Origin of the sequence: Roseivirga misakiensis (assembly GCF_001747105.1) — a bacterium.
Classification (GTDB): Bacteria; Bacteroidota; Bacteroidia; order Cytophagales; family Cyclobacteriaceae; genus Roseivirga; species Roseivirga misakiensis.
In genome coordinates, this window is record NZ_MDGQ01000002.1 from 43,550 (window position 1) to 66,729 (window position 23,180).

The following is a 23,180-nucleotide window of genomic DNA, read 5'->3' on the forward strand; positions in this document are numbered from 1 at the left end:
GATGGAAAAGCTGATGGCCAAGTATTTGGCTAATGAGTTAAGTGAGAAAAAGCGTTCAGAGTTCGAATTGCAACTCGTTGAAGATGAGCAATTAAGAAATGAGTTTGAAGATTATTTGAACTTATGGCACGATTCTGACGGCGCCGATTTGCAATCGTTTGATGCAGATCAGGCTTGGAAGAGTATGTCTATTTCAAAAGCACCGCTTCAGAAAACGGTGCAGCTAGAAAGCAAACCGAAGTATACCTTATTAAAAATAGCAGCCACTTTATTACTGTTATTGGCGGCAGGTTATTTCTTATCGGATACCGTTAAAGAAACATTCTCAAACGAAAGCACTATCAAGACGCTGAGCGAGATTAGTACTGGCGCAGAAACAAAAGAATTCGAATTACCAGATGGATCTTCAATTAGGCTGAACGCCAATTCGAAATTAACCTATGCGCAAGGTTTTGGAGATTCACATAGAAGTTTAATATTGGTTGGTGGTGCTAACTTTGATGTTGAACGAAACGAGAGCTTACCCTTTATTATTAGTGCTGAAACCAGTGAGGTGGAGGTATTAGGAACTAGCTTTGATGTAAATGCTTACCCTGGAAAAGATATCCAATTGAACGTGACTGAAGGCCAAGTTCGCTTTTCATCTAATACGGTAAAAGATCAGAATGGTCTTGTGAAGGCTGGTGAGCGTGCCCAATTGTCTAGTGATGGTACAAGCTTAGAGCAGAGCCAAATGACCGATAGCAATTATGCTGCTTGGTGGACAAGGAAATTATTATTCCAAGAAACTAGTTTCAAGGAAGTTGTAGAAGCTTTAGAAAATACCTATTGGGTTGATATCGAGTTTAGTGAGGCGCTGAAAGGCTGTAAATTGACCTCGACTATCGACAATGAGCCAATGAACACTGCCTTTGAAATCATCAAGGCCTCTCTTCCTGAGAGTCAAATAAATGTCGTTCGTACCAAAGAAAACAAGATAAAATTAGAAGGAAAGGCATGTGCTAATTAAATTGGTACATGCTCAGGAAATTTCTGGTTTCCATTTTATTCCTATCATCTATTCAGGTAATTGCTCAAGAGTCAGGGCAATCGTCACTAGACAGCCGTCTGACGGTACAGTTCAATAGTGTTTCTATACCGAGTGCACTGCGTCAGATAGAAAGGCTGAGCGACGTCAAGTTTTCCTATAACAGTAATATTATTCCAAGAGATATCAGATTCGATCGTGCTTTCATAGATAAGTCAGTGCGCGAAATCTTGGAAGAACTTTTATCTACTGCCAACTTGTACTATCGCGAACTTGGCAGCACGGTAATTATTCTTAAGCGCGTCTACAGCAAACGAAAAATTTCAGGCAGAGTCATAGATAAAGACAGTCAGGCGCCCTTGCCTTATGCGAGTGTTTTTATTGAACGAAGTACTCTCGGCGTAGCCACAGATTTGAAAGGAGAGTTTGAGATTGAAAACATACCTGATATAGGATTTAATCTTGTCATTTCTTATGTAGGCTACAAGCCCAAATCAATCCCGTTTAACTATAAACAGCGAGTCGACAATGTCAATTTTGTGATTAAGCTGGAAATAGATCCAGTTGCACTTGAAAGTATTCAAGTAGTGAGTAAATCTAGAAAGCGGACTACTTACGAAGAGAGAAATCTTCTCAGAAGGTTTAAAACAGCTTTTTTAGGCCGATCAGATAATGCGAAAAAGTGTAAAATCATTAACCCAGAAGTTCTCCACTTTGAGGTGTTGGATTCACTCGGGAATTATAAAGTAACTGCCGACGACATTGTCTTTATCGAAAACCGAGCCTTGGGCTATCGAGTTGGTTATTTGTTGGAAGAGTTTAGGTTTGAGAACGGACTTAAAGTGAATATTGGTAGTGCCAAGTTCGAAGAGTTAGAAGCGCGATCGCGAAAACGATATAACAAATGGGAAACTGCCAGACGCAAAGCCTATAACGGCTCAGTTCAGCACTTTTTAAATGCTATGATTAATGGCAATCCTCAAGAAGAGGGTTTCAGTGTAAACTTAGTCCAGTATGATTCTGTGGCATCCGAATTTACAACTCCGCTAAATCCTCCACCGCTAAATGAAATTATAGAACTCCGAAAAACAGATAAGGACTACCTTTTTACGCTACATGCGGAATCTGATGTGGAGGTTACATACCAAGGAGAATATGAATCTAGCGCGTACAAGAAACTTTATAGAAGTACTTCAAGAAGTGGGAACTATAAGTATACCGATCGGAAAATAAGATCTTCCATAGCACTGACTAACTCGCAAAGCCTTTCGAGTTATCAAACCATTGGTCTTGACGCGAATGAGATTGAGATATTCCAAAAATCGATCATCTTCTTTGTCAATAAAGACACACCAATCGTGTTTCCAGGCCAATTTACAAAACCGCGAGATGTGCTATTCAGTGGCTGGTGGAGATGGGGAGCCTTTTCGGATTTTCTTCCTTTAAATTATCGCCCCGACTAGGAAAAAATATTGTATACCGCCAAGGCTGACAAATAGGCTACTGCAGTCATATAAGCCACCTGAATTAAAGGCCATTTCCAACCTTTGGTTTCTCGATACACTACAGCAATGGTACTCATGCATTGCATAGCAAAGGCATAGAAAACCATCAGCGAAAAACCGAGCGCCATCGTGTACATTGGTTTCCCAGTTTTAGGGTTAATCTCCTTGCTTAGCTTTTCAGTAATGGTCAATTGGTCCTCTTCATCGGCACCGATGCTATAAATAGTTGAGATAGTACCGACAAATACCTCTCTTGCAGCAAATGAGGTGATGAGCGAAATGCCTATTTTCCAATCATAACCAAGAGGAGCGATTACAGGCTCAATAAGTTTACCAAAGGAACCAGCCATGGAGTGCTCTAGTTTGTAAGCATTCAGTTTGGTTTCGAATTCCTGTTCTGAAGTATCATTCGGCAACTCAAGTCTCACGTATTCTTCTGCATTATTAAACTTGTCGCCAAATCCATAAGACGCCAACACCCATAAAAGAATAGAAATAGCGATAATTACTTTTCCCGCCTCGAATACAAAAGTCTTAGACTTTTCAAAAATGGTTAGACCAACATTCTTCCATTTTGGCACTTTATAGCCTGGCAGTTCCATTATGAAATAGCCTTTATGCTTGGTCTTAAGGATTAATTTCATGCCCCAGGCAGAAATTAAGGCTGCAAAAAAGCCTAGTAAATAAAGCGCAGTCAGTACTAGCCCTTTCATGTTGAAAATACCGAGTACGGTTTCATCGGGTACAACCAGTGCAATTAAGAGCGTATATACTGGTAGCCTTGCCGAGCAGCTCATAAAAGGCGTCACGAAAATGGTGATGAGCCTGTCTTTCCAGCTTTCTATATTTCGTGTGGCCATAATAGCAGGAATAGCACAGGCCATGCCTGAAACTAGTGGAACGACGCTTTTACCACTGAGGCCGAAATTCCTCATGAGCCTATCCATTAGGAATACAGCTCTGGACATATATCCCGATTCTTCCAGCAGGGATATGAAACCGAATAAAAGTGCAATTTGAGGGATAAATACAAGTACTCCAGCGAGCCCCGCTATAATTCCATCTGTCAATAGATCATTTAAAACTCCTGACGGAAGACTGGTTTTTACAAGCTCACTTAGACTCCCCAAACTAGCTTCAATCCAATCCATCGGTGTATCTCCCCATGAGAAAATAGCTTGGAAAATGAGCATCAGGATTGCCAGAAAAATTACGTAGCCAAATACCTTATGAGTCGTAATTCTATCTATTCTTTGGGATAAAGTGGCGCGTTTGCTCGGCTCGGATTTCTTGATATTTCTGTCGACTATATCAGAAATTAGCGCATATCGATCGAGTGTTTCTTGGGACTGAGTCGGCAAGTCATAGAAACCATTTTCACGCTTAACGTCCTCTATTTTTGCCTTATTCTCTTCGCTTAAAAACTTTAGTCGTACATTTTGTTGGGCAAATTGATAAGCTCGGTAGTCATCTGCGATATCAAATTCAGCCTTTATGGCATCAATGGTATTCTCGGCCAGGGGTCGAACATCGTAAAATGGGCGCTTTGGTTTTACCAAGGATTGTGTGATTACATCCTTTAAAGTGTCAATGCCATCGCCAGAATGAGAATTAGTAGGTACTATTTTTACACCAAGGTCGATAGAAAGGCCACGTAGATCGATTTTTAGTGCCCTTCTTTCCGCCACATCCATCATATTCAATACAAGAATGATAGGAATATTCAAGTCTCGAATCTGTGTGAATAAAAGTAAGTTTCTTTTGAGGTTAGAGGCGTCTGCTACAATGATGATTAGGTCAGGGTGTTGCGCATGATCGGTATCTAATAGGATTTCTTGTACTACCTGTTCATCCAAGGTTTTTGGATAAATACTGTAGGTGCCTGGTAAGTCAACTAATTCAGATCGTTCGCCATTTGGTAAGTTCAAACGGCCCGACTTTTTGTCTACTGTAACTCCTGGGAAATTTCCGGTACGCTGCTTTAGGCCAGTGAGCAAATTGAAAAGTGTAGTCTTACCTGAATTTGGGTTTCCAACTAAAGCTATTTTCAAATCGCCCTTGGTCGACATATTACATTTCTTCTAACAGTATACAAGAAGCCTCACTTTTTCGAAGAGAAAGCTTATAACCAGCTACTTCGATGGCAATAGGGTCGCCTAGAGGTGCTATTAATTCTAAAGAGATTTCTGCGCCTGGTAAACAGCCCATTTCCATAAGTTTTACTGACAAGGTTTCGTCCGTAAACCCTTTAATGGTTCCCTTTTCTTGGATTTTGAGATGCGTCAGGTTTCGCAATTCTTATTTAGATTAATTATAAAGAGGCGCAATTTAGTCGTCAGAATCTGCTTTACAAAGGGTTGAGACTTATTTGTCAGGTTCTAAAATCCAATCTGCATGTTTTAAAGACTGCCATTTGACTTTGGATAAGTCAACGGAGCTATCGACCAGTTGAAATTTGGGTTGATTATTAAGTTTGGCGTAACCCTCTGCTCTCACTTCAACATCACCAAAACCTTCCTTTTTGTACTTTTTATCAAGGTATTGGGCAAACTGCCAGACCAAGTCTGGTTTGCCAGGCAAAGCTGCTGCCTGTTTTCTGGTAAGGAAATCTCTCGGTTTTACTACCCAAGTAGAATCTTGGGAAGTGATATTATAATTGAGTCTACCAGACTTGTAGCGCAACATCATTCGCCAGGCTAGTCTATGACCCTCTTCAGTGTAAAAGACATCCCCTTTATACAAATGATGACGAAGTGGTAAATAAATTTGAAAGCTGAAATAAGCTAACATTAATAAACAGGTGGCCAAACTTCTTGCCCCAAGGTTCGGTAGGGGAAGGGCATCGTAGTTTACGACAGGTTTATTTTTGAAGAATATCCGCCTAATGGTTTCTTGTTCAAAGAAGAATACACTCAATCCGATCATTAAATAGGGGAAAATGCCTATTTGGAATACTACTGAGTTAAAAAGATGGAAAATCAGTGAAATGATAAAGGCCGGCATTCTAGTTTTCTTAAAAAGTAGAAAATAGATTATCAGCCCGTCGAAAGCGATGCCCCCATAGACGACCATTTTTTGAAGCCACTCTTGAGTGAGCGCGCTGCCAATGAGCCAGTAGTTGGATTTTCCCGCGAAGTTCATCGCTATAAACTCACCTGAAACCCAGCCCGGATAGAACTTGTGCATGGCCGCAAATGTGTAGACAATCCACATTTGCAAAATGAAAATATTGATACACCACCTGGGGCAGGTAGTAGAAACTACCGAATTCTTTCGCCTGGCATCTAATGAGGCATAAGCATGCGCAGGAACTATCAGCATGAATACGCACAGTAAGATCAGGAAGTAGTAATGATTGTTGTAAGATGTTTTTTGCATCCAATACACACAGGTCCATAGTATAGTGAACATAGCCAGTGAGGCACGATAGTAAAAGCCCAACATTACACCAATACCACATAGAGCCATTACACCGAAATAGATGTACATGCTGTAGTTATCGTCTGGAGGTTGAAGCCAGTTGAAGCCAATAAGTGTAAATGTAAATTCAGGCTCTATTAAAACGCGGCGTACCCAACCCGTGAGGATAGCACCGAAAGTTTCGGCGAATAATAAAAACCCAAAAACAATCCTAAATAGAATTAAGGGGGCATTATCTACTGGTTGAAACTGCTTTTTTAGCCAGATCACTAAGTGTGTAATTGAATTTTATGATCTAATTTAATGTTATAAGCGCATGACAAACAAGAAAAAAAAGGCAATTCGACCAACTGATAAGTCTAAAGGGAAGGTAAAAGAGCCTACCAAGACGACCGAGAATGAAGAAATAGACGCCTTTGATTTTGGTGGCTTTCCAAGTGATGTAGATCTGAAAAAGAACCTCGGGTGTGGTGGTTGATTACTCCGTGTAGAATACACGCTTAACACGATTGCTCACGTTGGTCAAGATTTCATAAGGAATTGTTCCAGCCCAATCTGCGAGTTGACTAACCGATGGGTTTTCACCAAAAACAACTACTTCATCCCCAACATTTGCATTCAAGCCAGTTACATCGACCATTGACATATCCATACAGATATTACCTACCGTCTTAGCCTTCTGCCCCTGTATGACCACAAATGCATTTCCATTACCAAATACGCGTAAATAGCCATCGGCATAGCCAATAGCAATTGTTGCGATTTTCATGTCCTTTTTGGCAACACCACTTCTTCCGTAGCCTATCGTTTCACCAGATTTTACATACCTAATTTGTGAGATTACAGTTTTAAGATAGGCCGTATTTTGAAGATCGCCATCCTTTAGGTGGCTTACTTCTATCCCATGCAAGCCGATTCCGAGCCTAACCATATCTTCTTGAAATGAATTATGACGCACAATACCGCCAGAATTTAGGATATGCCTTATCGGTTTATAAGCCAATGCATCCTCTATTTTTTGTGCACCAGACCTAAATTTATCGACCTGATCTTTTGTGAAATCACTATGTTCCAATTCTTCAGAAGCAGCTAAGTGTGTGAAAACACTTTTTACTTTGATTGACTTATTCGAAGTGATATAATCAATGAGCTGATCTAAGTCCTCTGGATTAAAACCGAGTCGGTTCATGCCAGTATTCAAAATCAAATGTGCCTGAAGCTCTCTATCGGCCAAGGCATAGGCTTCGGTAAACGATTTAAGTTGTTCTAGACTGAAAATTTCAGGCTCCAGATTAAATCGCATTAAGTTAAACGGATCGTCATCCGAGGCATTCATAACCATAATGGGTAACGTAACTCCGTTTTTCCGTAGCGCGACACCTTCATCCGCGTAGGCCACCGCTAGGTAGTCGACTTTATGAAATTCCAGCATCTTGCTTACTTCTTCACTGCCAGAACCATAGGCTAGTGCTTTCACCACCACCATTATCTTAGTATCTGGCTTTAATAGACTTCTGTAGAAATTTAAATTATGAGTAATAGCGTCCAGATTCACTTCCAAGACCGTTTTATGACCTTTTTCGGCGAGTAGTTTCGATACCTTTTCCAGGGCAAATTGTCTGGCACCTTTGATCAGGACCAATTCATTTTGGAATTGGTGTATTTCATCCGACTGTAAAAAGCTTTCGGTATTGGTGTAAAAGGTAGCAGGCAGATCAAAGACCTGTTTATGCTGAGATAGTTGTGGCCCTATACCGATTAATCGATTGACATTCTTTTGAAGGAGCAGTTGATTGAGTTCAGTATAAAAGGTTTTCGAATGTTTATTCTGTATGAAATCCGAAAGAATGATCGTCTTGTTGCTTACATGCTTTTGCTGATCCATAAAGTCCAGCGCTTTGTGTAACCCAGCCACATCGTTATTATAAGTGTCGTCGATCAAATAGGAACGGTTAATTCCTTTTTTGAGCTCTAACCTCATTTTGATCGGTTGAATTCTATCGATCCCTTCTTGAATATCTTGAGTCTTGACTCCTAACACTAGGGATGTAATGATGCAATGGACAATATTTTCAAGTGATGCTTTGTCCTTTAAGTTCACACTAAAAGTATATTGTTCTGTCCCTTTTCTGATCGCTAAATGGTGCCCCTCTTTCAATTCTACATTATAAACTCCTTTGCCATTAAACGACCATCCAATCTTTTCACCTATAAATGATTCATTGATTTGACGAGCAATGAGCTCGTGGTCCATACAAAAAACGAGCGCTTCGCTATCCTTGAAAAGCTTCAGTTTTTCTGAAACTTTCTGGTTTTGAGAATCAAAAAACTCTTCGTGAGCTGTTCCAATGTTTGTAAATATGCCGATGGTTGGGGATATGATGCTCGCCAACTTTTCCATTTCTCCAGGCTGGGATATACCAGCTTCAAAAATGCCCATATTAAATTCTGGACCAATTGGCCAAACTGAAAGAGGTACTCCAATTTGAGAATTATAGCTTTTTGGGCTCTTTAAGACAGAGAAACGAGTTGATAAAATATCATAAAGCCATTCTTTAATGATTGTTTTACCATTGCTCCCAGTAATACCGATTACCGGGCTGATAAATCTTTTTCTCTTTACCGTGGCCAAAGTCTGCAGTGCCTTGACACTAGTAGTCACTTTTATAATGTTGATATTTTCGACGGCCTCAACATCTTCCTCAACAATGAAATTTTTAACGCCTTTCTTAATGAGTTCAGGAATAAAGTCATGCCCATTGTGGTTTTGTCCTCTAAATGCTATAAACAAGTCATAGGCGCCATATTCATTCACTCTACTATCAATTGAAATATGATCAATCTCGACGATCGGGCCATGAGATAAAAATCGACCACCAGTAGATTCTGCTATGTGCTGTATGTTCAATTTAGAAGAGTTTAACCCCATTAGGAACTTTTGTATCAGGAGTGCAAAGTACTACTTGTCCATCTGAATTCGGAAATCCAGTAACCAATACTTCAGACATGATTTTTCCGATTTGTTTGGGGGGGAAGTTCGTGATGCAAACGACTTGCTTCCCTAAAAGATCTTCTGGTTGATAAAGTGCTGTGATTTGAGCACTAGACTTTTTTACCCCCAACTTTTCACCAAGATCCACATGTAATATGTAGGCAGGATTCCTAGCTTCGGCATACGTTTCAGCCTTTATGATTGTCCCTACTCTTATCGAAACTTTCTCGAAATCTTTCCAGTCAATGAGGCCCGTCATATGGTTTTGTAAATTAAAATTGACCTAATAAGAAACCTTTTTTTGCTCCTGCCGTAAGGCTAGTTACAAAATTTTGTTATTTTTATGGCCCTTTACTGAGTAAAGTATGTTGAAAAAGGTCTCTATATACGTAGCTAGTTCACTCCTTGGAATGTGTTTTTTGAGCGTTAACGCTCAAGCACAAGAGGAAGGTGGAGTAGAAGAAAGAGTGGTGCCGATAGTCGTAAATAATGACTCATCGACCGTAGAATCAACAATGGAAGACGGAAAAGTGGAAATGACGCCGACTTCTGAGGAGATTAAAGCACCAAAAAACGAAACACTTTCAACTATCCCAATTAAAATCAATACCGTTCCCGCCAAACCATCTGCAACACCGGTTGACAGCGATAAGACGAAAGTCAAAGAAGGAAAATCCGATATTTCTTTCAATATCTTTTATTTACTCTTCTACAAATTCAAGCAAGTCGATATTACCGACTCCTTTTGAGTCTTTTCAATACCGTTTAAATTTATAGTTTGCAATGATGTTGCAAAAACATCTATTATTGCAAAATGTTAGGACGCATTCTCACATTCTTTTTAACCTTTTTGCTATTGGGCTTTGTGTCTAGTGGTCAAAAGTATTGTGACTATGAGATTTCAGGGGTAGTTCTTTCCAGCGAAAATGGAGAGCCTGTGCCTCTGGCCACAGTAGAGATTATTGAAGGCAGCTCAAAACAAACCTTAGTCAATGAGATAGACGGAACTTTTGAAGTCCCGAAAGTATGTGCTCAGAATATTTCGATAATCGTCCGATTTGTAGGGTTCCAGAAATTTGAAAAGACCTACAAACTAAAAAAAGGAAATAATAAGATTGAAGTTCGCTTGGCTGTAGATGTTAAGAACTTGGGCGACGTAACAGTTGAAGAAGAAAAGGTCGAAGAAATAGCCACACTAAAAGTCTCCGAATTAGATGCAGCAGCCTTGGATAGAACGGCAGGAGTTTCCTTGGGAGAGGCTTTAACTAACATCAGTGGTGTAAATATGTTGCAGACAGGCCCTACCATTGCTAAACCTGTAATTCATGGGCTTCACAGTAACAGGATTTTAATTCTTAATAATGGTATCAGGCAAGAAGGTCAGCAGTGGGGCCAAGAGCACGCACCAGAAATTGATCCTTTTGTAGCGAATAACTTGAGTTTAATAAAAGGTGCAGCAGCTGTAAAATATGGTCCAGATGCGATCGGTGGTGTTATTCTAGTGAATCCTTCAGAATTGCCTAGAGAAGCCTCTTTTGCTGGAAAGATCAATGCTGTAGGTGCTTCGAACAGCCGTTTATATGCGACTTCTGTTTTGCTAGAAGGTGGCATTTCAGGACTTGATGGTTTTGGGTGGCGCGTTCAAGGCACGTTTAAAAAGTCTGGAGATGCGAGAGCGGCAGATTATAGGCTCACAAATACAGGCTCTGAGGAACGCAACTTTTCTGTTGGTTTGGGGTATCACAAAGAAGATCGTGGTTTTGAAGTCTTTTATAGCAGTTTCAATACGGAACTTGGCGTTTTAAGAAGCGCCCACATTGGTAATCTCACGGATTTGGCGAGGGCAATTGCGAGTGATAGGCCACTATTTATTGAAGACTTCAGTTATGATATCAATAACCCTTTCCAAGATGTAACCCACCAGCTTTTCAAAGCTAATGGTCATATTGGAGCCTTTTCTGTTCAGTACGGCTTTCAGAGCAATATCAGGAAAGAATTTGATGTCAGAAGAGCAGGTCGTTCTGAAATACCTGCTTTATCATTGAGTCTTAATACCCATACTTTTGATGTTGATTTGGACATGCCTGCAAAGGGAGATTGGAAGTGGGATGTGGGAGCGTCATTTATGTACCAAAGTAATGTCAATGATTCTGAAACAGGAATCAGGCCTTTAATCCCTAATTTCAATAATACCACCGCTGGGGCACATGTGATTAGTAGGTACATTCAGCCGAGATATGAACTTGAAATAGGAGCACGGTATGACTTTAAACACTATTTGATTAAAAGGTTTGATAGGAATAATGTATTGCAAAAGCCAGAGTTCGATTTTAACAATTTAACGGGTTCTGCAGGTGCTATTTTCTTTTTAAACAATTCATGGACGATCAGGTCCAATATTGGAACTGCATGGCGCGCTCCACATGTAAATGAGCTTTACAGTGAAGGATTACATCATGGTGCGGCTGCGCTCGAAGAAGGGAATGATCAGTTGGTTTCTGAAAAATCGATCAAATGGATTACCAGTTTAGAACGGCAAACAAGCAATATGAACCTGAGTATTTCGGGTTATTATAACCTAATCGATGACTATATATTCTTGAGACCAGAGAGCGTGGAGTTAACGATTAGAGGCGCATTTCCAGTATTCAGATATAGACAGACGGATGCATTACTTTATGGATTGGATGTGGATTTAGACTATGATTTTTCGGAGCGTTTGAGTACCAATACAAGATTGTCACTTATTCGGGCCGAAGACCGTAGCCTGAGTAGTCCCCTGATTAATATTCCAACCAGTCAACTAGAGAGCTCGCTCTCCTATCACTTTAGTGAAGGGAAACTGCAAAAGCCATACATTTCTTTTGGCTTTACGGCAGTCTCAGAGCAGCGAAATGCCCCAAGAGTCATATCCATCGATGACGTATTAGAAGCCAATAGGAATGACGTGGATTTATTTGCCAACGACCCTAGTATTTTCGACTTCACTGCACCTCCGAGTGGCTATATCAATTTTGGGTTAAGTGGTGGCTTTGATTGGCCGATAAGTAATGATCACGTGTTGAACGTATTCATGTCGGTTGACAATCTTTTTAACAACAGCTATCGCGATTACTTAAATAGATTTCGGTATTACGCGGATGATTTGGGAAGAAATATAAGCTTGAAACTGAGCTATACTTTTTAGGAGCCTCTACTTCATTAAGCCTTCGATGTCTTTCAAGCTTAGGTTACCTTCATAGTAAGCTCGACCAAAGATTACACCTTTAACACCGATATCTTCTAGTCTCTTAATATCATCGACGGATCTTACCCCGCCGCTAGCTAGGAAATCGACATTTGGAAATTTCTTTACTAAACCCTCGTACATCTCGAAGTTTGGTCCTTCTTGAATTCCATCTTTTTCAACATCAGAGCTCTTTACATACTTAATGCCTCTCATGTAGAAGAAGTCAATATGCTCCTCTAGATCGATATTGGTATTTTTCTGCCATCCTCGTATGGCAATTTTTCCGTTTTTGGCATCTGCACCGAGCGTGATTTTTTCACGACCATAAGACATCATCCAAGAGGAAAAGAGTTCTTTTTTATCGATAGCTATAGAAGCGGCAGTGATAGAAGTCGCTCCGTATTCATAAGCTTTGCTAATGTCACCATCAGTAGAAATACCCCCACTAAAATCGATTTTTAGATTAGTATAACCCGCAATTGCTTCTAGAATGTGATAGTTTATGGGGCTACCTTTTCTAGCGCCGTCTAAGTCGATAATATGAATCTTTTGAATACCATACTCTTCAAACTGACGGGCAATATCAACTGGGCTATCTTTATAGACTTTTTCGCTTGAATAGTCTCCTTGCTTAAGTCTAGTAAGTTTACCGTTGATAATTGAAATTGAAGGTATAATCTGAATCATATTTTTCTCCTGTACAAATCTGAAATGGGCCAAAAATAGCAATTTTTAGACCAGCGAGGGTAAAGTCTGGTTTAAATAATTGTTATGCGCGAAGCCTATGAACATAACGATTATTCAGGAGATTTCCAAGGCAAATCTTAGACTAGCTCAAGATGCTTCGGCATCTGTGATCAACTTAAAGCCAGAACCGTGTAATGTCATGATTTGTACGGAAGGGTCCACCTTTAAATGCTTTCTAAGCTTGGCAATATAAACGTCCATACTTCTGGCGTTAAAGTAACTATCGTCTCTCCAGATTAGCTTTAAGGCTACCGATCGGTCTAACGGCTGATTCATATGCAAGCAAAGCAGCCTTAAGAGTTCAGACTCCTTTGAGGTCAACTTCGTTTGGTTATCACCTTCACTCAGTATTTGTTTGTCATAGTCGAAATGGAAACGTCCAAAATCGAAAGACTTCTGATCTGAAATCTGCGGATTCTTTTCTGCTGTTCGTCGTAAAATAGCTTGGATTCTCAGTAGAAGTTCCTCCATGCTGAAGGGCTTTGTAATGTAGTCGTCGGCACCAATTTTAAAACCTTCCACCGTATCTTCCTTCATCGATTTTGCGGTCAAGAATATGATCGGCGTTACAGAATCATTTTTTCTAATCTCTTTGGCCATGGAAAAGCCGTCTTTCTTCGGCAACATCACATCAAATAGGCACAAATCGTAAGATTCTCTTTTAAAGGCATTAAGCCCTTCCTCTCCATCTCTGCAGAGCTTTGTTTCATACCCTTTCAGGGTGAGGTATTCATTTAAAATTTGACCCAAATTTAGGTCGTCTTCTACGAGTAAGAGTTTGAAACTAGCCATGGTTAAAAGGTAAATATATTTTGAATGTGCTTCCTTTTCCGAGTTCACTTTTTACGTTAACGGACCCTTCGTGCATATCAACGATGTTTTTAACGTAGGATAAGCCGAGGCCGAAACCTTTTACATCGTGAACATTTCCAGTAGAAACTCGGTAGAACTTTTCGAAAATCTTCTCGATGGCCTCTTTAGACATGCCAATACCCTTGTCCGTTATTTTAAGAATTATACCAGACGAAATGTTGTCTGTTCTTATGTGGATATTTGGCGCCTCTGGGGAATATTTATTTGCGTTATCAAGTAAATTGTAAATGATATTTGTGAGGTGGACAGGGTCTGCTTCTAATACAGAATTCGTTGCATGAAGCTGACTGGTAATTTCTCCGCCTCGCTTTTTCACAAGGATATCGATATTGACCAAGGCCTTTTCTATAATGCCATGAATATCTATTTCCTCAAACTTTAGTTTAAAGTCCTTCTTATCTAAACTCGCAATCTGTAATACCTTTTCTACCTGCATACCCAGTCTTTTGTTCTCATCCCTGATGACTTGGACATAGCGATCGACAATAGAAGGATTACTTTTTAAGTCGTCGTCTTGCAGCGCCTCGGTGGCCAATGAAACAGTGGCTATAGGCGTTTTAAATTCGTGAGTCATGTTATTCACGAAGTCATTTTTAATCTCAGATATCTTCTTTTGCTTTAGGATAACCATAATAGCGTAACCAAAACAGCCAATGACTAGAATGAGTAAAAGGCCAGAAGCTGAAAGTGGAATAATGGCTTTATTCATCAAATATCTTTTCTGCTTTGGGAAATCAATCGCAAGAAAAAACTCCTTATCAATTAAATCCATTGGGAAGAGATTCACTTTCAAATCCGAAGTTTTAATACGCTCACGATCACTCTCTTGGTTTGCGTTAAGAAGCTTTAGCTCATTCGAAGGCGCATGAAGAATTCCATAGTTGTAAGGAATATTGACACCGTGGTTCTCTAGACTTTGATCGATCAGTGTATCAAGTTTGACGGGGTCTATTCTGGTGAAAAGTTGTTCGCTACCAGCTAAATGATTGGCCCATCTGCGTTTCAACATGTTGAGTTGTTGTTCCATTTGGCGGCGCTGTTGCCTTGGGTCAATACCTCGGTTTGCATAGTTATTTGGCATGGCTTTCGAGAAGGCCTCGAAATCTATCTCCATTAAAACTTGTCCTGTTCGTTCGTCGAATTGAACACTGAAAAATGCCTGCAAAAACTCTTCTGGTGGAGGCATAGGCGTGGCAGAAATAGTTTCGGGATTGTTGACGTCCGACGCATTCCTGAGTGAGTCTCTAAAAATCGGTGGGCCAGCGGGCTCAAGAGGTGGTCTTACGCCCATATTGTTCTCTAAAAAACTAATGCCTTGTTGTATAGCTAGTTCTTGGGTTACGTCATTGAGCGCTTCGTTTACACTCTGATTAAAGCGTTCTTTATTCACTTTAGTGACCTCCCTAATCCAATAATACTGGAACCCTACTAAGCCCAGAAGGGCAAAGCTAAGTAAGCCAATTAACCATCGGATTCGTACACGAGTCATACCCAAAAGTACTCTAATTATTGCCCTACAGTATTAGGTTAACAATAATTAACATCGTTTAACCGTCCTTTAACATCGTTTTGCATTTGATACAAGTACTTTTATATCAAGTCATTAACGATTATGCATTTATGAATTATTTAAGACAACAAAAATTAAAATTTGCGGCCCTTGCGCTGCTGATTTTGTTTGTAGGGTTTGGTCAAACTGTACAAGCACAAACGGAAAATAGAAGTGAAAGTCAATCGGTATCAATTTCAACGACCGAGGATGGAAAAGTGAAGCTGAAAGTCATCAAAAAAGTAGGCAACGATGAGACGACATTTGAGAAAACTTATGACTCTCACGAGGAAATGAAGAATGATCCAGATTTGGAAAAGTATGGCATTGATCTGAGTTCCTCACTCTCTTTTGGAAGCGGAAACGTTTCACCTAGGATTTTTTTACATAACGGACCTGGTAAGAGTTTTTGGGATCATGACGATGATTTCGATATCGACTCTTTGAGAAGTAGTCTTAGAGGAATGATGAAGGGTTTCGGTCCTAATGTCTTCTCATTCGGTTTTGATGATGACGACTTCATGGACATGGATTCTCTGGTTCAACGTTTCAGTTTCGGAAATAATAACGGGCGCTTCTTCTTCAATGATGACGAAGTTTTCGATATGGATTCCTTGAGAGACGTACTTAAAGATCGCTTTAAAGGGATGAATTTTAACTTTGATTTCGATTTCGACCATGAGGAGGATGGCGCTTTCCGAACTTGGAGGTATAATGGTGATTACGACGACGATGACGTGAAAGTGATTTCTAGAATCAAGGTCTTTGTAAGATCAGCGAATGAAAAAGATAAAGAAACAGCTGGAACGGAAGAAATGGAAAGCCTTGAGCTTAGAGATATCAATTTCTACCCCAACCCGAGCGATGGCCGTTTTGATGTAGAACTTGAGACAGGCAGCGATTCTGAAATTAGAGTAGTGATCATTGATCCAAACGGAGGAGAGGTTTATAACCGTAATGGTAAACCTAGAGATGGGCGATACGATTTCCGAGTTGATTTAAGCGGTGAGGAGCCTGGCATATACATTATGAAGGTAGTCCAGAACAATAAAGCATTGACAAAAAGAGTAATTATCGAATAAAGTAACGCTTTCAATTTGTTTAGCTAGAGGAAGTCAGAAAAGCTTCCTCTTTTTTGTTTTTAAGCCCTTATATTTGCCGCTCAATTTATTGATCATGTTACTTAAAAACGACAGATACAATGTACAGGGTGTAGATTTGGTCGACTTGGCCGAGGCTCACGGTACACCGCTTTACGTTTATGATGCGGACAAGATAAAAGCACAGTTCGATCGCCTCAATAACGCCTTTGGTGACGTAAAGTTGAGAGTTAAGTATGCTTGTAAATCTTTGACTAATCTGTCGATACTTAAGCTTTTGAGGAGCTATGGTTCTGAGTTGGACTGTGTGTCTATTCAAGAGGTTCAACTAGGATTGATGGCTGGTTTTGAACCAGCACAAATTCTTTATACCCCCAATTGTGTTTCTTTCGAAGAGATCAAGGAAGCAGTTGAGATTGGTGTTATGATCAATCTGGATAATATTTCTATTCTTGAGCAGTTTGGGCACGAATATCATGGATCTGTACCGGTTTGTATTCGACTAAATCCGCATATAATGGCGGGGGGCAACAAGAAAATATCAACTGGTCATGCCGATTCGAAATTTGGAATTTCCATTTATCAAATGGCTCATATTCTTCGTGTCGTTAAAACTTACGATTTGAATGTTGTGGGGCTTCACATGCACACTGGTTCGGATATTCTTGACGCAGAGGTTTTTCTTCGGGCTTCTGAGATACTTTTTGACACTGCAAAAAATTTCGAAAATCTTCAGTTCATAGATTTTGGTTCAGGCTTTAAAGTGGCCTACAAGACGGGTGATATTACTACCGATATTGAGGACTTAGGTAACAAGCTTGCCGAATCTTTTAAAAGTTTTTGTGCTGACTATGGTCGAGATTTAGAAATGTGGTTTGAGCCTGGAAAATATATTGTCAGTGAGGCTGGGCTGTTTCTAGTAAAAACGAATGTGGTGAAAACTACCCCAGCTACGGTTTTTGTAGGCGTGGATTCTGGTATGAATCATCTGATCAGACCCATGATGTATGATTCTTACCATGAGATTGTTAATATCTCAAATGCATCGGATACGAAGCGTGTTTACACGATTGTGGGTTACATATGCGAGACAGATACTTTCGGGTTGGATCGTAAACTTGATGAAGTGAAAGCAGGTGATATTTTAGCCTTTAAAAATGCCGGAGCGTACTCCTTTAGCATGGCTTCTAATTATAATTCTAGATTGAGACCAGCAGAAGTTTTAATACTTAATGGCGAAGCTCATCTGATTAGAAAACGGGAGGTATTCGAAGATTTGGTTAGAAACCAGATAGAGATTGATATCTAATCTTTATTTCAAGAATTTATCTGTTTGGCATATTGCTTGTACCAATCGATAAATCAGTATTTTAGCATACAATTGAAACGCAAATAAGTTATGAAAAGATCAATTCAAATCGTTGTCCTTCTTGGAATCATGATGGCTTCATTTACTTTAAAGGAGCAAGACAACGCGCTCAAAAAGAGTATGGAGGCAGGTAAAAGTACGTATAGCGCAGTCTGTTTAGCCTGTCATATGGATAGCGGACAAGGTATACCAACAGTATTTCCTCCATTGGCCAAGTCTGACTATCTCATGAAAGACGTTGATAGAGCTATTGAAGGGTTGATCAAAGGGCTATCAGGTGAAATTGAAGTAAATGGCACTAAATACAACCAAGTAATGCCAGCGAGCGGCCTCAATGATGAGGATATTGCCAATGTGCTCAACTACGTGATGAATTCGTGGGGAAATAAGGCTAAGTCTACACTTACAAAAGATAAAGTAGCTAAGGTAAGAGCAAGTTTGAAGTAGCTACTTCAATACTAAAAATTTTGATAGGCAGTTAATAGCTAAAGTGATGTACAGAAATACTGTAAGCTCAATTAAGTTCATCATGAAAAGGATATTAACTGCCTTAGTCGTTTTATCACTTTGCGCCAACGGTTGCAAAGAATCTGGTCCGGACACCAACCCCCAGTCAGATGATCAAGAAGTAAGTGATTTGTTTTCTGATCGTCAGTCTTTGGGAGAAATCCAAATTTCTGATCTTGATGAAGCCTCAGGATTAGCCCATAGTCGATCCAATTCGAACTACTTATGGTCTCACAATGATAGTGGCGGAAATCCACAGCTCTTTCTTATGGATGAAGCTGGCGCCGATATTGGGCGATTTACCATTGATGGTGCACAAAACCTAGATTGGGAGGACTTGGCAATAGGCCCAGGCCCGACACCAGGTACAGATTATTTATATGTTGGGGATATTGGTGACAATCGGGCTGTTCGGCCTGACAGAACCATTTACAGAGTTCCCGAGCCTGATCTGAATACAGGAAGCATTCCTGCTTCGTCAACACTTTCAGGCGCAGAAACAATCAACTATGTATACGAAGACGGCCCCAGAGATGCGGAAGCTTTGATGGTAGACCCTTCTAACAATGATCTATACATAGTCTCTAAAAGAGAAGCGAGCGTAATCCTATACGTATTGCCATTCCCACAAAATGTTGCTCAAATGGATACGGCTGAAAGGGTTACCGTATTGCCATTTACGCAGATTACTGCTGGTGATATTTCATTTGATGGCAATGAAGTAGTTTTGAAAAACTACCTCAATATCTATCACTGGTCTAAAACAGGTTCAGAGAGTATTAGAGAATTACTAAGTACTACCCCAGAGAGACTAAATTATACAGTCGAACCACAAGGTGAGGCTATCGCATGGCACACCAATGGAAATCAATTTTATACGATCAGTGAATTGGCCAATAACCAACCTGTAGTACTTTATCGGTATACCAGAAACTAACTAGCGCTGATGGTATTCAGAGTTGCGGTGAAGGCATTGTAATAAGACCTTCCTATAGGAATCTTCTTTTCTCCGAGATATACGAAATTAGTATCAATAGCGGTTACCGCTTCTACTAAAACCACAAAAGACTTATGAACCCTTAAGAACCTATCCTTGGGCAGTTTGTCGGTAATCTCTTTCAAAGATTTACGGATAGTATAATCTCTTCCATCGCTAGCATGAATGGTAATGTGATTACCATCAGCTTCTATCCAATGAAGGTCTTCGTATTTTATTTTTTCAAGTAGACTCTTCTTTTTAACAAAGATCGAATCATTGCTGTAAGTGGTCGGGTTAGCCGAGATCATACGATCCTTAGTGGAATTTCCAGCGACTCTATTTTTATTGAAAAGGGCTACTTCTATAGCTGCATAAACATCGTCTTTTGTGAAAGGCTTTACAATGAAGCCAAGCGGTTGCGTATGCTTTGCCCTATTTATAGTTTCTTTATCTGAATATGAGGTAATGTAGACAAATGGAACTTTGTATTGCTCTTTAATAATAGCCCCTAGTTCAATACCATCTTGATCCCCCTTAATTTTGACATCCAGAAGAACTAAATCTGGTCTTGAGCTTTTAATTGCTTTGATAGCTTGATTAGCGGAGTTGGCGACTTCAGTTTCGTCGTAGCCGAAAATACTTAACATTTCTTGCAGATTTTCCGCGATAAACGGCTCATCTTCGACAATCAATATCCTCGGACTTTGGCTATATGCCTGTTCCATGTTAAAAACTTTATTTAGGTGAATATCTGAAATTATTATTTTAATTGGCTCAATACCATTAAAATAGTACTTTAAAAATAATCAATTTCACCCCTGAAGAGGTAATTCTGTGATGGAAAACATTTTTAGAGATACATTAAACGATTTTGCGGATGCAAAGATTAGAGAGGTCGATCTCTCTTCCGTGATCTCTAATTTGACAGAGACCGTTTGGTCCATCAACCTTACCTCTGAGCCATATGAAATCATCTATCATAATGATCCTTTGGCGCAACACGGTAATAAAGAGAAACTTGAAGCACCTCCAAAAACTATTGAAGAATGGCAGCAACTCATTCATCCAGATGACAGAGATCGTGTATTAGAGGAGGTGGTTAATGCGCTCGGGACGGGCCTAGCTAGTTATTCTTATAGGGTTAAAAGAAAGGGTGTTGAGTACCGCTATGCGCGTGATAGAGTAAGTGTATTTTTCGAAGATGGACGACCGATTAGAATCGATGGAATTAGTATCGATATCGATAGTATTCGTAGGTCTCGACTAAACTTAGAACTAAGTCAACAACGGCTGAAGAGTATCGTAGATGCACTGCCAGATCCGGTATTTATTTCGACCAAAGAGGGAGGAACATCAATTTTTGCCAATGAAATCTTATTCAAGGTTTATGAAATGTCGCCGTCGGATTTCTTAGGTAAAAAAGTAATACAGTTTTACGAAAATTTCGAAGGCAGAAAAGCTTACTTAGAAGATTTGGCTCGATATGGGCATGTTCAGAATCACGAACTTCTCCTTACAAATAAGAATGGTGAATCTTTTTGGGTCAGTGCTTCCACAATGCCGCTGGAATTCCAAAACCAAGAGTGTTTTATTACAATACTTCAGGACGTAACGGTTAGAAAAAATCTCGAGAGAGAGATAAAAGAAAGTAACGAGCGCTACCAGTTGGCCGTCGAAGGAACCAATGATGTTATCTGGGAATACGACTTCGTTTCCAAATATTCCTACCTATCACCACAATTTTGGGAAGGTATGGATTTGCCTCCCGTCGACAGGCCTCTCGATGATATGTTAATGTCAAAGTACATCATCGGGGATGAGCAAGAGATATTTACAAACGAGCTTCAAGCGGCCTATAAAGATCAGTTAGGCGACCTTACTTTAGAAATTAAACTAGTGGCTAATAAAGGGCGTATTATTTGGGCGCTTTTCAAGGCTAGGATAATTTATAAGGCTAATGGTCAACCTCAGCGCGCCGTTGGCTCCTTATCAAACATTACTTCCTTAAAAGAGGCACAGTCTCAATTACAAGAGAGTGAAGCCAAATACAAGTTGATTTCTGAAAACTCGAGTGATTGTATTTGTCTACTTGAGCTAACTGGTGAGTTTGTTTTTGTAAGCCCTTCCTCCACCGATGTGTTAGGATATACACCCGAGGAAATGCAAAAACTAGGCTTGGGTGAATTTATTCAGGAAGAATATAGAACGCAGTTAAAAGAGGCTGTTTTACCTGTTATTCAAAAGGAAAAGAAAACTGCATCGCTCGTATACCAAGCTTATGATAAGAACAAAAATCTGCAATGGTTAGAAACAATTGCTGGGGCTATTTTCGATAATGAAACAGGTAGAGCGATTTACCTACAAACGTCTACCAGAAATGTAACTGATAGAATAGAAGCGCAGCAAAAGCTGAAAGAAAGTCAGGAGCGCTATAAGCTGATCACTGAAAATTCGAATGACATAGTTTCTCTTATGGATTTGAAAGGAGATTATATATTTATTTCCCCTTCCATAAAAGATACCATGGGCTACACGCCTGAAGAAATGCTGGGTAGAAACACGACTGAGTTTATTCACCCAGAAGACCTGCCTCAAATAGCCAACTCTATGCAAGAGGCAATTGAAAATAAAGTGAAAGACAGTTCAGCCGAGTTTAGGTTTAGACATAAATCAGGCGAATGGCGTTGGGTAAAAGTTACAGGTGGTATCATCGTGAATGACGATGGTGAGGCGATTTTTATAAGGTCCAATAAAACGGATATTACCGAAAAGAAGATCACTGAAGATAAGCTCAAGAAACAAGAGGAGCAGTATAAGCTCGTATCAGAGAACTCTGGGGATGTCATTGCACTTCACGATTTGAATGGAAGATTCACCTTCGTTTCACCGTCTTGCTACAGATTGTCTGGCCTTACCGTCGAAGAGGTGATGGGGATGACTGATATTTATCAGTATGTACACTCAGAAGATAAAGATAAATTAAAGCATGCCATATCCGACACGATTAAAAACGGTAGGAAGGATACTATTACCTCATTTAGATTAAAGAAAAAAGATGGGGAGTATTTGTGGGTCGGCATATCCATGACGGCAATTTTGGAAGCAAATGGTAGAACTAAATTCATTCAGTCTTCTACCAGAGACATTTCCGAAATTATAAAAGTGCTTGAAAAAGAGCGTCAGTTGAATAAACTGAAGTCAAGTTTCATCTCGATGGCTTCCCACGAGTTTAGAACACCGCTTACGACTATTCAATCAAGTAATGAGCTGATTGCCATGTACCTAGATAAGGCAAATGTTCCGGTAGATATGAAGCTCTCCAAGCATGTTACGAGAATCCGAACCGAGCTTGAGCGACTAAATTCTTTACTTAAAGATGTATTTACGCTAGGTAGGTTAGACGTTGGCAAAGCCAAATTGAATAAGGAGATAACTTCTATAACGGGTATTGCCAGGCAAGTGGTTTTAGAAAATTCGGTGCCATTCAAGAATCGAGAAATCGAAATTAAGACTGAAGGGAACGAGCGACAAGTCTTATTGGATAGCCTATTAATTAGTCATGTACTCTCCAATCTGCTGAACAATGCACTGAAGTACTCAGCCGGTAAAATGAACCCGGAATTACTGATCTCTTTCGAAGAGAAAGCGGTAAAATTATCTGTTACAGATTTTGGTATAGGTATACCTAAGAAAGACCAAGACGGCCTTTTCGAATCATTCTCAAGAGCTTCAAACGTGGGCGATATCGAGGGTACAGGTCTCGGGTTGGTGATCGTGAAGCAATTTGTAGAAATGCACGGCGGCACCATTAATTACAAGACCAAAGTGAATGAAGGGACTACTTTTACAGTGACCCTTCCCGATCTAAACTAACGGTTTTAAG

At 39.9% G+C, this 23,180-nt stretch carries 19 protein-coding genes; 10 read left to right on the plus strand and 9 right to left on the minus strand.

The window, feature by feature from the left end; genetic code table 11:
- Nucleotide 1: 1 nt before the first annotated feature.
- Both BFP71_RS00195 and BFP71_RS00200 read left to right on the plus strand, forming a co-directional pair.
- Entirely contained in the window at nucleotides 2–1,009 is a 1,008-nt protein-coding gene (locus BFP71_RS00195; RefSeq protein WP_069833446.1) for a FecR family protein, read from the plus strand.
- An 8-nt stretch (nucleotides 1,010–1,017) separates the two neighbouring features.
- The gene (locus BFP71_RS00200; protein ID WP_069833447.1) at nucleotides 1,018–2,490 is read left to right on the plus strand and encodes a carboxypeptidase-like regulatory domain-containing protein; all 1,473 of its coding nucleotides are present in this window, start codon (nucleotides 1,018–1,020) and stop codon (nucleotides 2,488–2,490) included.
- Here the strand turns inward: BFP71_RS00200 and feoB are convergent.
- The 3 genes from feoB to BFP71_RS00215 all read right to left on the minus strand — a co-directional run bounded on the left by feoB (nucleotide 2,487) and on the right by BFP71_RS00215 (nucleotide 6,222).
- Nucleotides 2,487–4,601: a ferrous iron transport protein B gene (feoB, locus tag BFP71_RS00205; RefSeq protein WP_069833448.1), complete on the minus strand. Its 2,115-nt coding sequence runs from the start codon at nucleotides 4,599–4,601 to the stop codon at nucleotides 2,487–2,489. The two genes, BFP71_RS00200 and feoB, sit on opposite strands and share 4 nt — an antisense overlap.
- Nucleotide 4,602: 1 nt before the next feature.
- Nucleotides 4,603–4,827 (minus strand): FeoA family protein, encoded by a 225-nt coding sequence (locus tag BFP71_RS00210; RefSeq protein WP_069833449.1) that lies wholly within the window; start codon nucleotides 4,825–4,827, stop codon nucleotides 4,603–4,605.
- 69 nt (nucleotides 4,828–4,896) lie between these two features.
- On the minus strand, nucleotides 4,897–6,222 hold the full coding sequence (locus BFP71_RS00215) for an HTTM domain-containing protein (protein WP_245701794.1): 1,326 nt from the start codon (nucleotides 6,220–6,222) through the stop codon (nucleotides 4,897–4,899).
- Nucleotides 6,223–6,268: 46 nt separating this feature from the next.
- On the opposite strand from BFP71_RS00215, the gene BFP71_RS19305 reads away from it, so the two are divergent.
- Nucleotides 6,269–6,430: a hypothetical protein gene (locus tag BFP71_RS19305; RefSeq protein ID WP_176723286.1), complete on the plus strand. Its 162-nt coding sequence runs from the start codon at nucleotides 6,269–6,271 to the stop codon at nucleotides 6,428–6,430.
- Here BFP71_RS19305 and BFP71_RS00220 read toward each other — a convergent pair whose 3' ends face one another.
- A complete protein-coding gene (locus BFP71_RS00220; protein WP_176723287.1) occupies nucleotides 6,431–8,860 on the minus strand; it encodes a bifunctional UDP-N-acetylmuramoyl-tripeptide:D-alanyl-D-alanine ligase/alanine racemase in 2,430 nt (809 codons plus the stop codon).
- A 1-nt stretch (nucleotide 8,861) separates the two neighbouring features.
- Nucleotides 8,862–9,203, minus strand: coding sequence for a tRNA-binding protein (locus BFP71_RS00225; protein ID WP_069833450.1), 342 nt, complete (start codon nucleotides 9,201–9,203; stop codon nucleotides 8,862–8,864).
- A 106-nt stretch (nucleotides 9,204–9,309) separates the two neighbouring features.
- Here BFP71_RS00225 and BFP71_RS00230 point away from each other — a divergent pair, with 106 nt between their 5' ends.
- Nucleotides 9,310–9,693, plus strand: coding sequence for a hypothetical protein (locus BFP71_RS00230; RefSeq protein ID WP_069833451.1), 384 nt, complete (start codon nucleotides 9,310–9,312; stop codon nucleotides 9,691–9,693).
- 65 nt (nucleotides 9,694–9,758) lie between these two features.
- A complete protein-coding gene (locus BFP71_RS00235) occupies nucleotides 9,759–12,131 on the plus strand; it encodes a TonB-dependent receptor (RefSeq protein ID WP_069833452.1) in 2,373 nt (790 codons plus the stop codon).
- Between the two features lie 6 nt (nucleotides 12,132–12,137).
- On the opposite strand, the gene BFP71_RS00240 is transcribed toward BFP71_RS00235, so the two are convergent.
- The 3 genes from BFP71_RS00240 to BFP71_RS00250 form a co-directional block, all read right to left on the minus strand.
- Nucleotides 12,138–12,860, minus strand: a complete 723-nt coding sequence (locus BFP71_RS00240; RefSeq protein WP_069833453.1) for a 1-(5-phosphoribosyl)-5-[(5-phosphoribosylamino)methylideneamino]imidazole-4-carboxamide isomerase — start codon at nucleotides 12,858–12,860, stop codon at nucleotides 12,138–12,140.
- Between the two features lie 147 nt (nucleotides 12,861–13,007).
- Nucleotides 13,008–13,712: a response regulator transcription factor gene (locus BFP71_RS00245; RefSeq protein ID WP_069833454.1), complete on the minus strand. Its 705-nt coding sequence runs from the start codon at nucleotides 13,710–13,712 to the stop codon at nucleotides 13,008–13,010.
- Entirely contained in the window at nucleotides 13,705–15,282 is a 1,578-nt protein-coding gene (locus tag BFP71_RS00250; RefSeq protein WP_069833455.1) for a sensor histidine kinase, read from the minus strand. Before BFP71_RS00250 ends, BFP71_RS00245 begins: the two co-directional genes overlap by 8 nt.
- 131 nt (nucleotides 15,283–15,413) lie before the next feature.
- Between BFP71_RS00250 and BFP71_RS00255 the strand changes: the two genes are divergently transcribed.
- The 4 genes from BFP71_RS00255 to BFP71_RS00270 all read left to right on the plus strand — a co-directional run bounded on the left by BFP71_RS00255 (nucleotide 15,414) and on the right by BFP71_RS00270 (nucleotide 19,255).
- Nucleotides 15,414–16,424, plus strand: a complete 1,011-nt coding sequence (locus BFP71_RS00255; RefSeq protein WP_069833456.1) for a T9SS type A sorting domain-containing protein — start codon at nucleotides 15,414–15,416, stop codon at nucleotides 16,422–16,424.
- Between the two features lie 94 nt (nucleotides 16,425–16,518).
- Nucleotides 16,519–17,751, plus strand: a complete 1,233-nt coding sequence (lysA, locus tag BFP71_RS00260; RefSeq protein ID WP_069833457.1) for a diaminopimelate decarboxylase — start codon at nucleotides 16,519–16,521, stop codon at nucleotides 17,749–17,751.
- A gap of 90 nt (nucleotides 17,752–17,841) precedes the next feature.
- Entirely contained in the window at nucleotides 17,842–18,258 is a 417-nt protein-coding gene (locus tag BFP71_RS00265) for a c-type cytochrome (protein ID WP_069833458.1), read from the plus strand.
- An 82-nt stretch (nucleotides 18,259–18,340) separates the two neighbouring features.
- Complete coding sequence (locus tag BFP71_RS00270) at nucleotides 18,341–19,255, plus strand: hypothetical protein (RefSeq protein ID WP_069833497.1); 915 nt, start codon at nucleotides 18,341–18,343, stop codon at nucleotides 19,253–19,255.
- On the opposite strand, the gene BFP71_RS00275 is transcribed toward BFP71_RS00270, so the two are convergent.
- Nucleotides 19,252–20,022, minus strand: a complete 771-nt coding sequence (locus BFP71_RS00275; RefSeq protein ID WP_069833459.1) for a response regulator — start codon at nucleotides 20,020–20,022, stop codon at nucleotides 19,252–19,254. The genes BFP71_RS00270 and BFP71_RS00275 overlap by 4 nt on opposite strands.
- Nucleotides 20,023–20,134: 112 nt before the next feature.
- On the opposite strand from BFP71_RS00275, the gene BFP71_RS00280 reads away from it, so the two are divergent.
- Nucleotides 20,135–23,170, plus strand: a complete 3,036-nt coding sequence (locus BFP71_RS00280; protein ID WP_069833460.1) for a PAS domain-containing protein — start codon at nucleotides 20,135–20,137, stop codon at nucleotides 23,168–23,170.
- The last annotated feature ends 10 nt before the right edge of the window (nucleotides 23,171–23,180 follow it).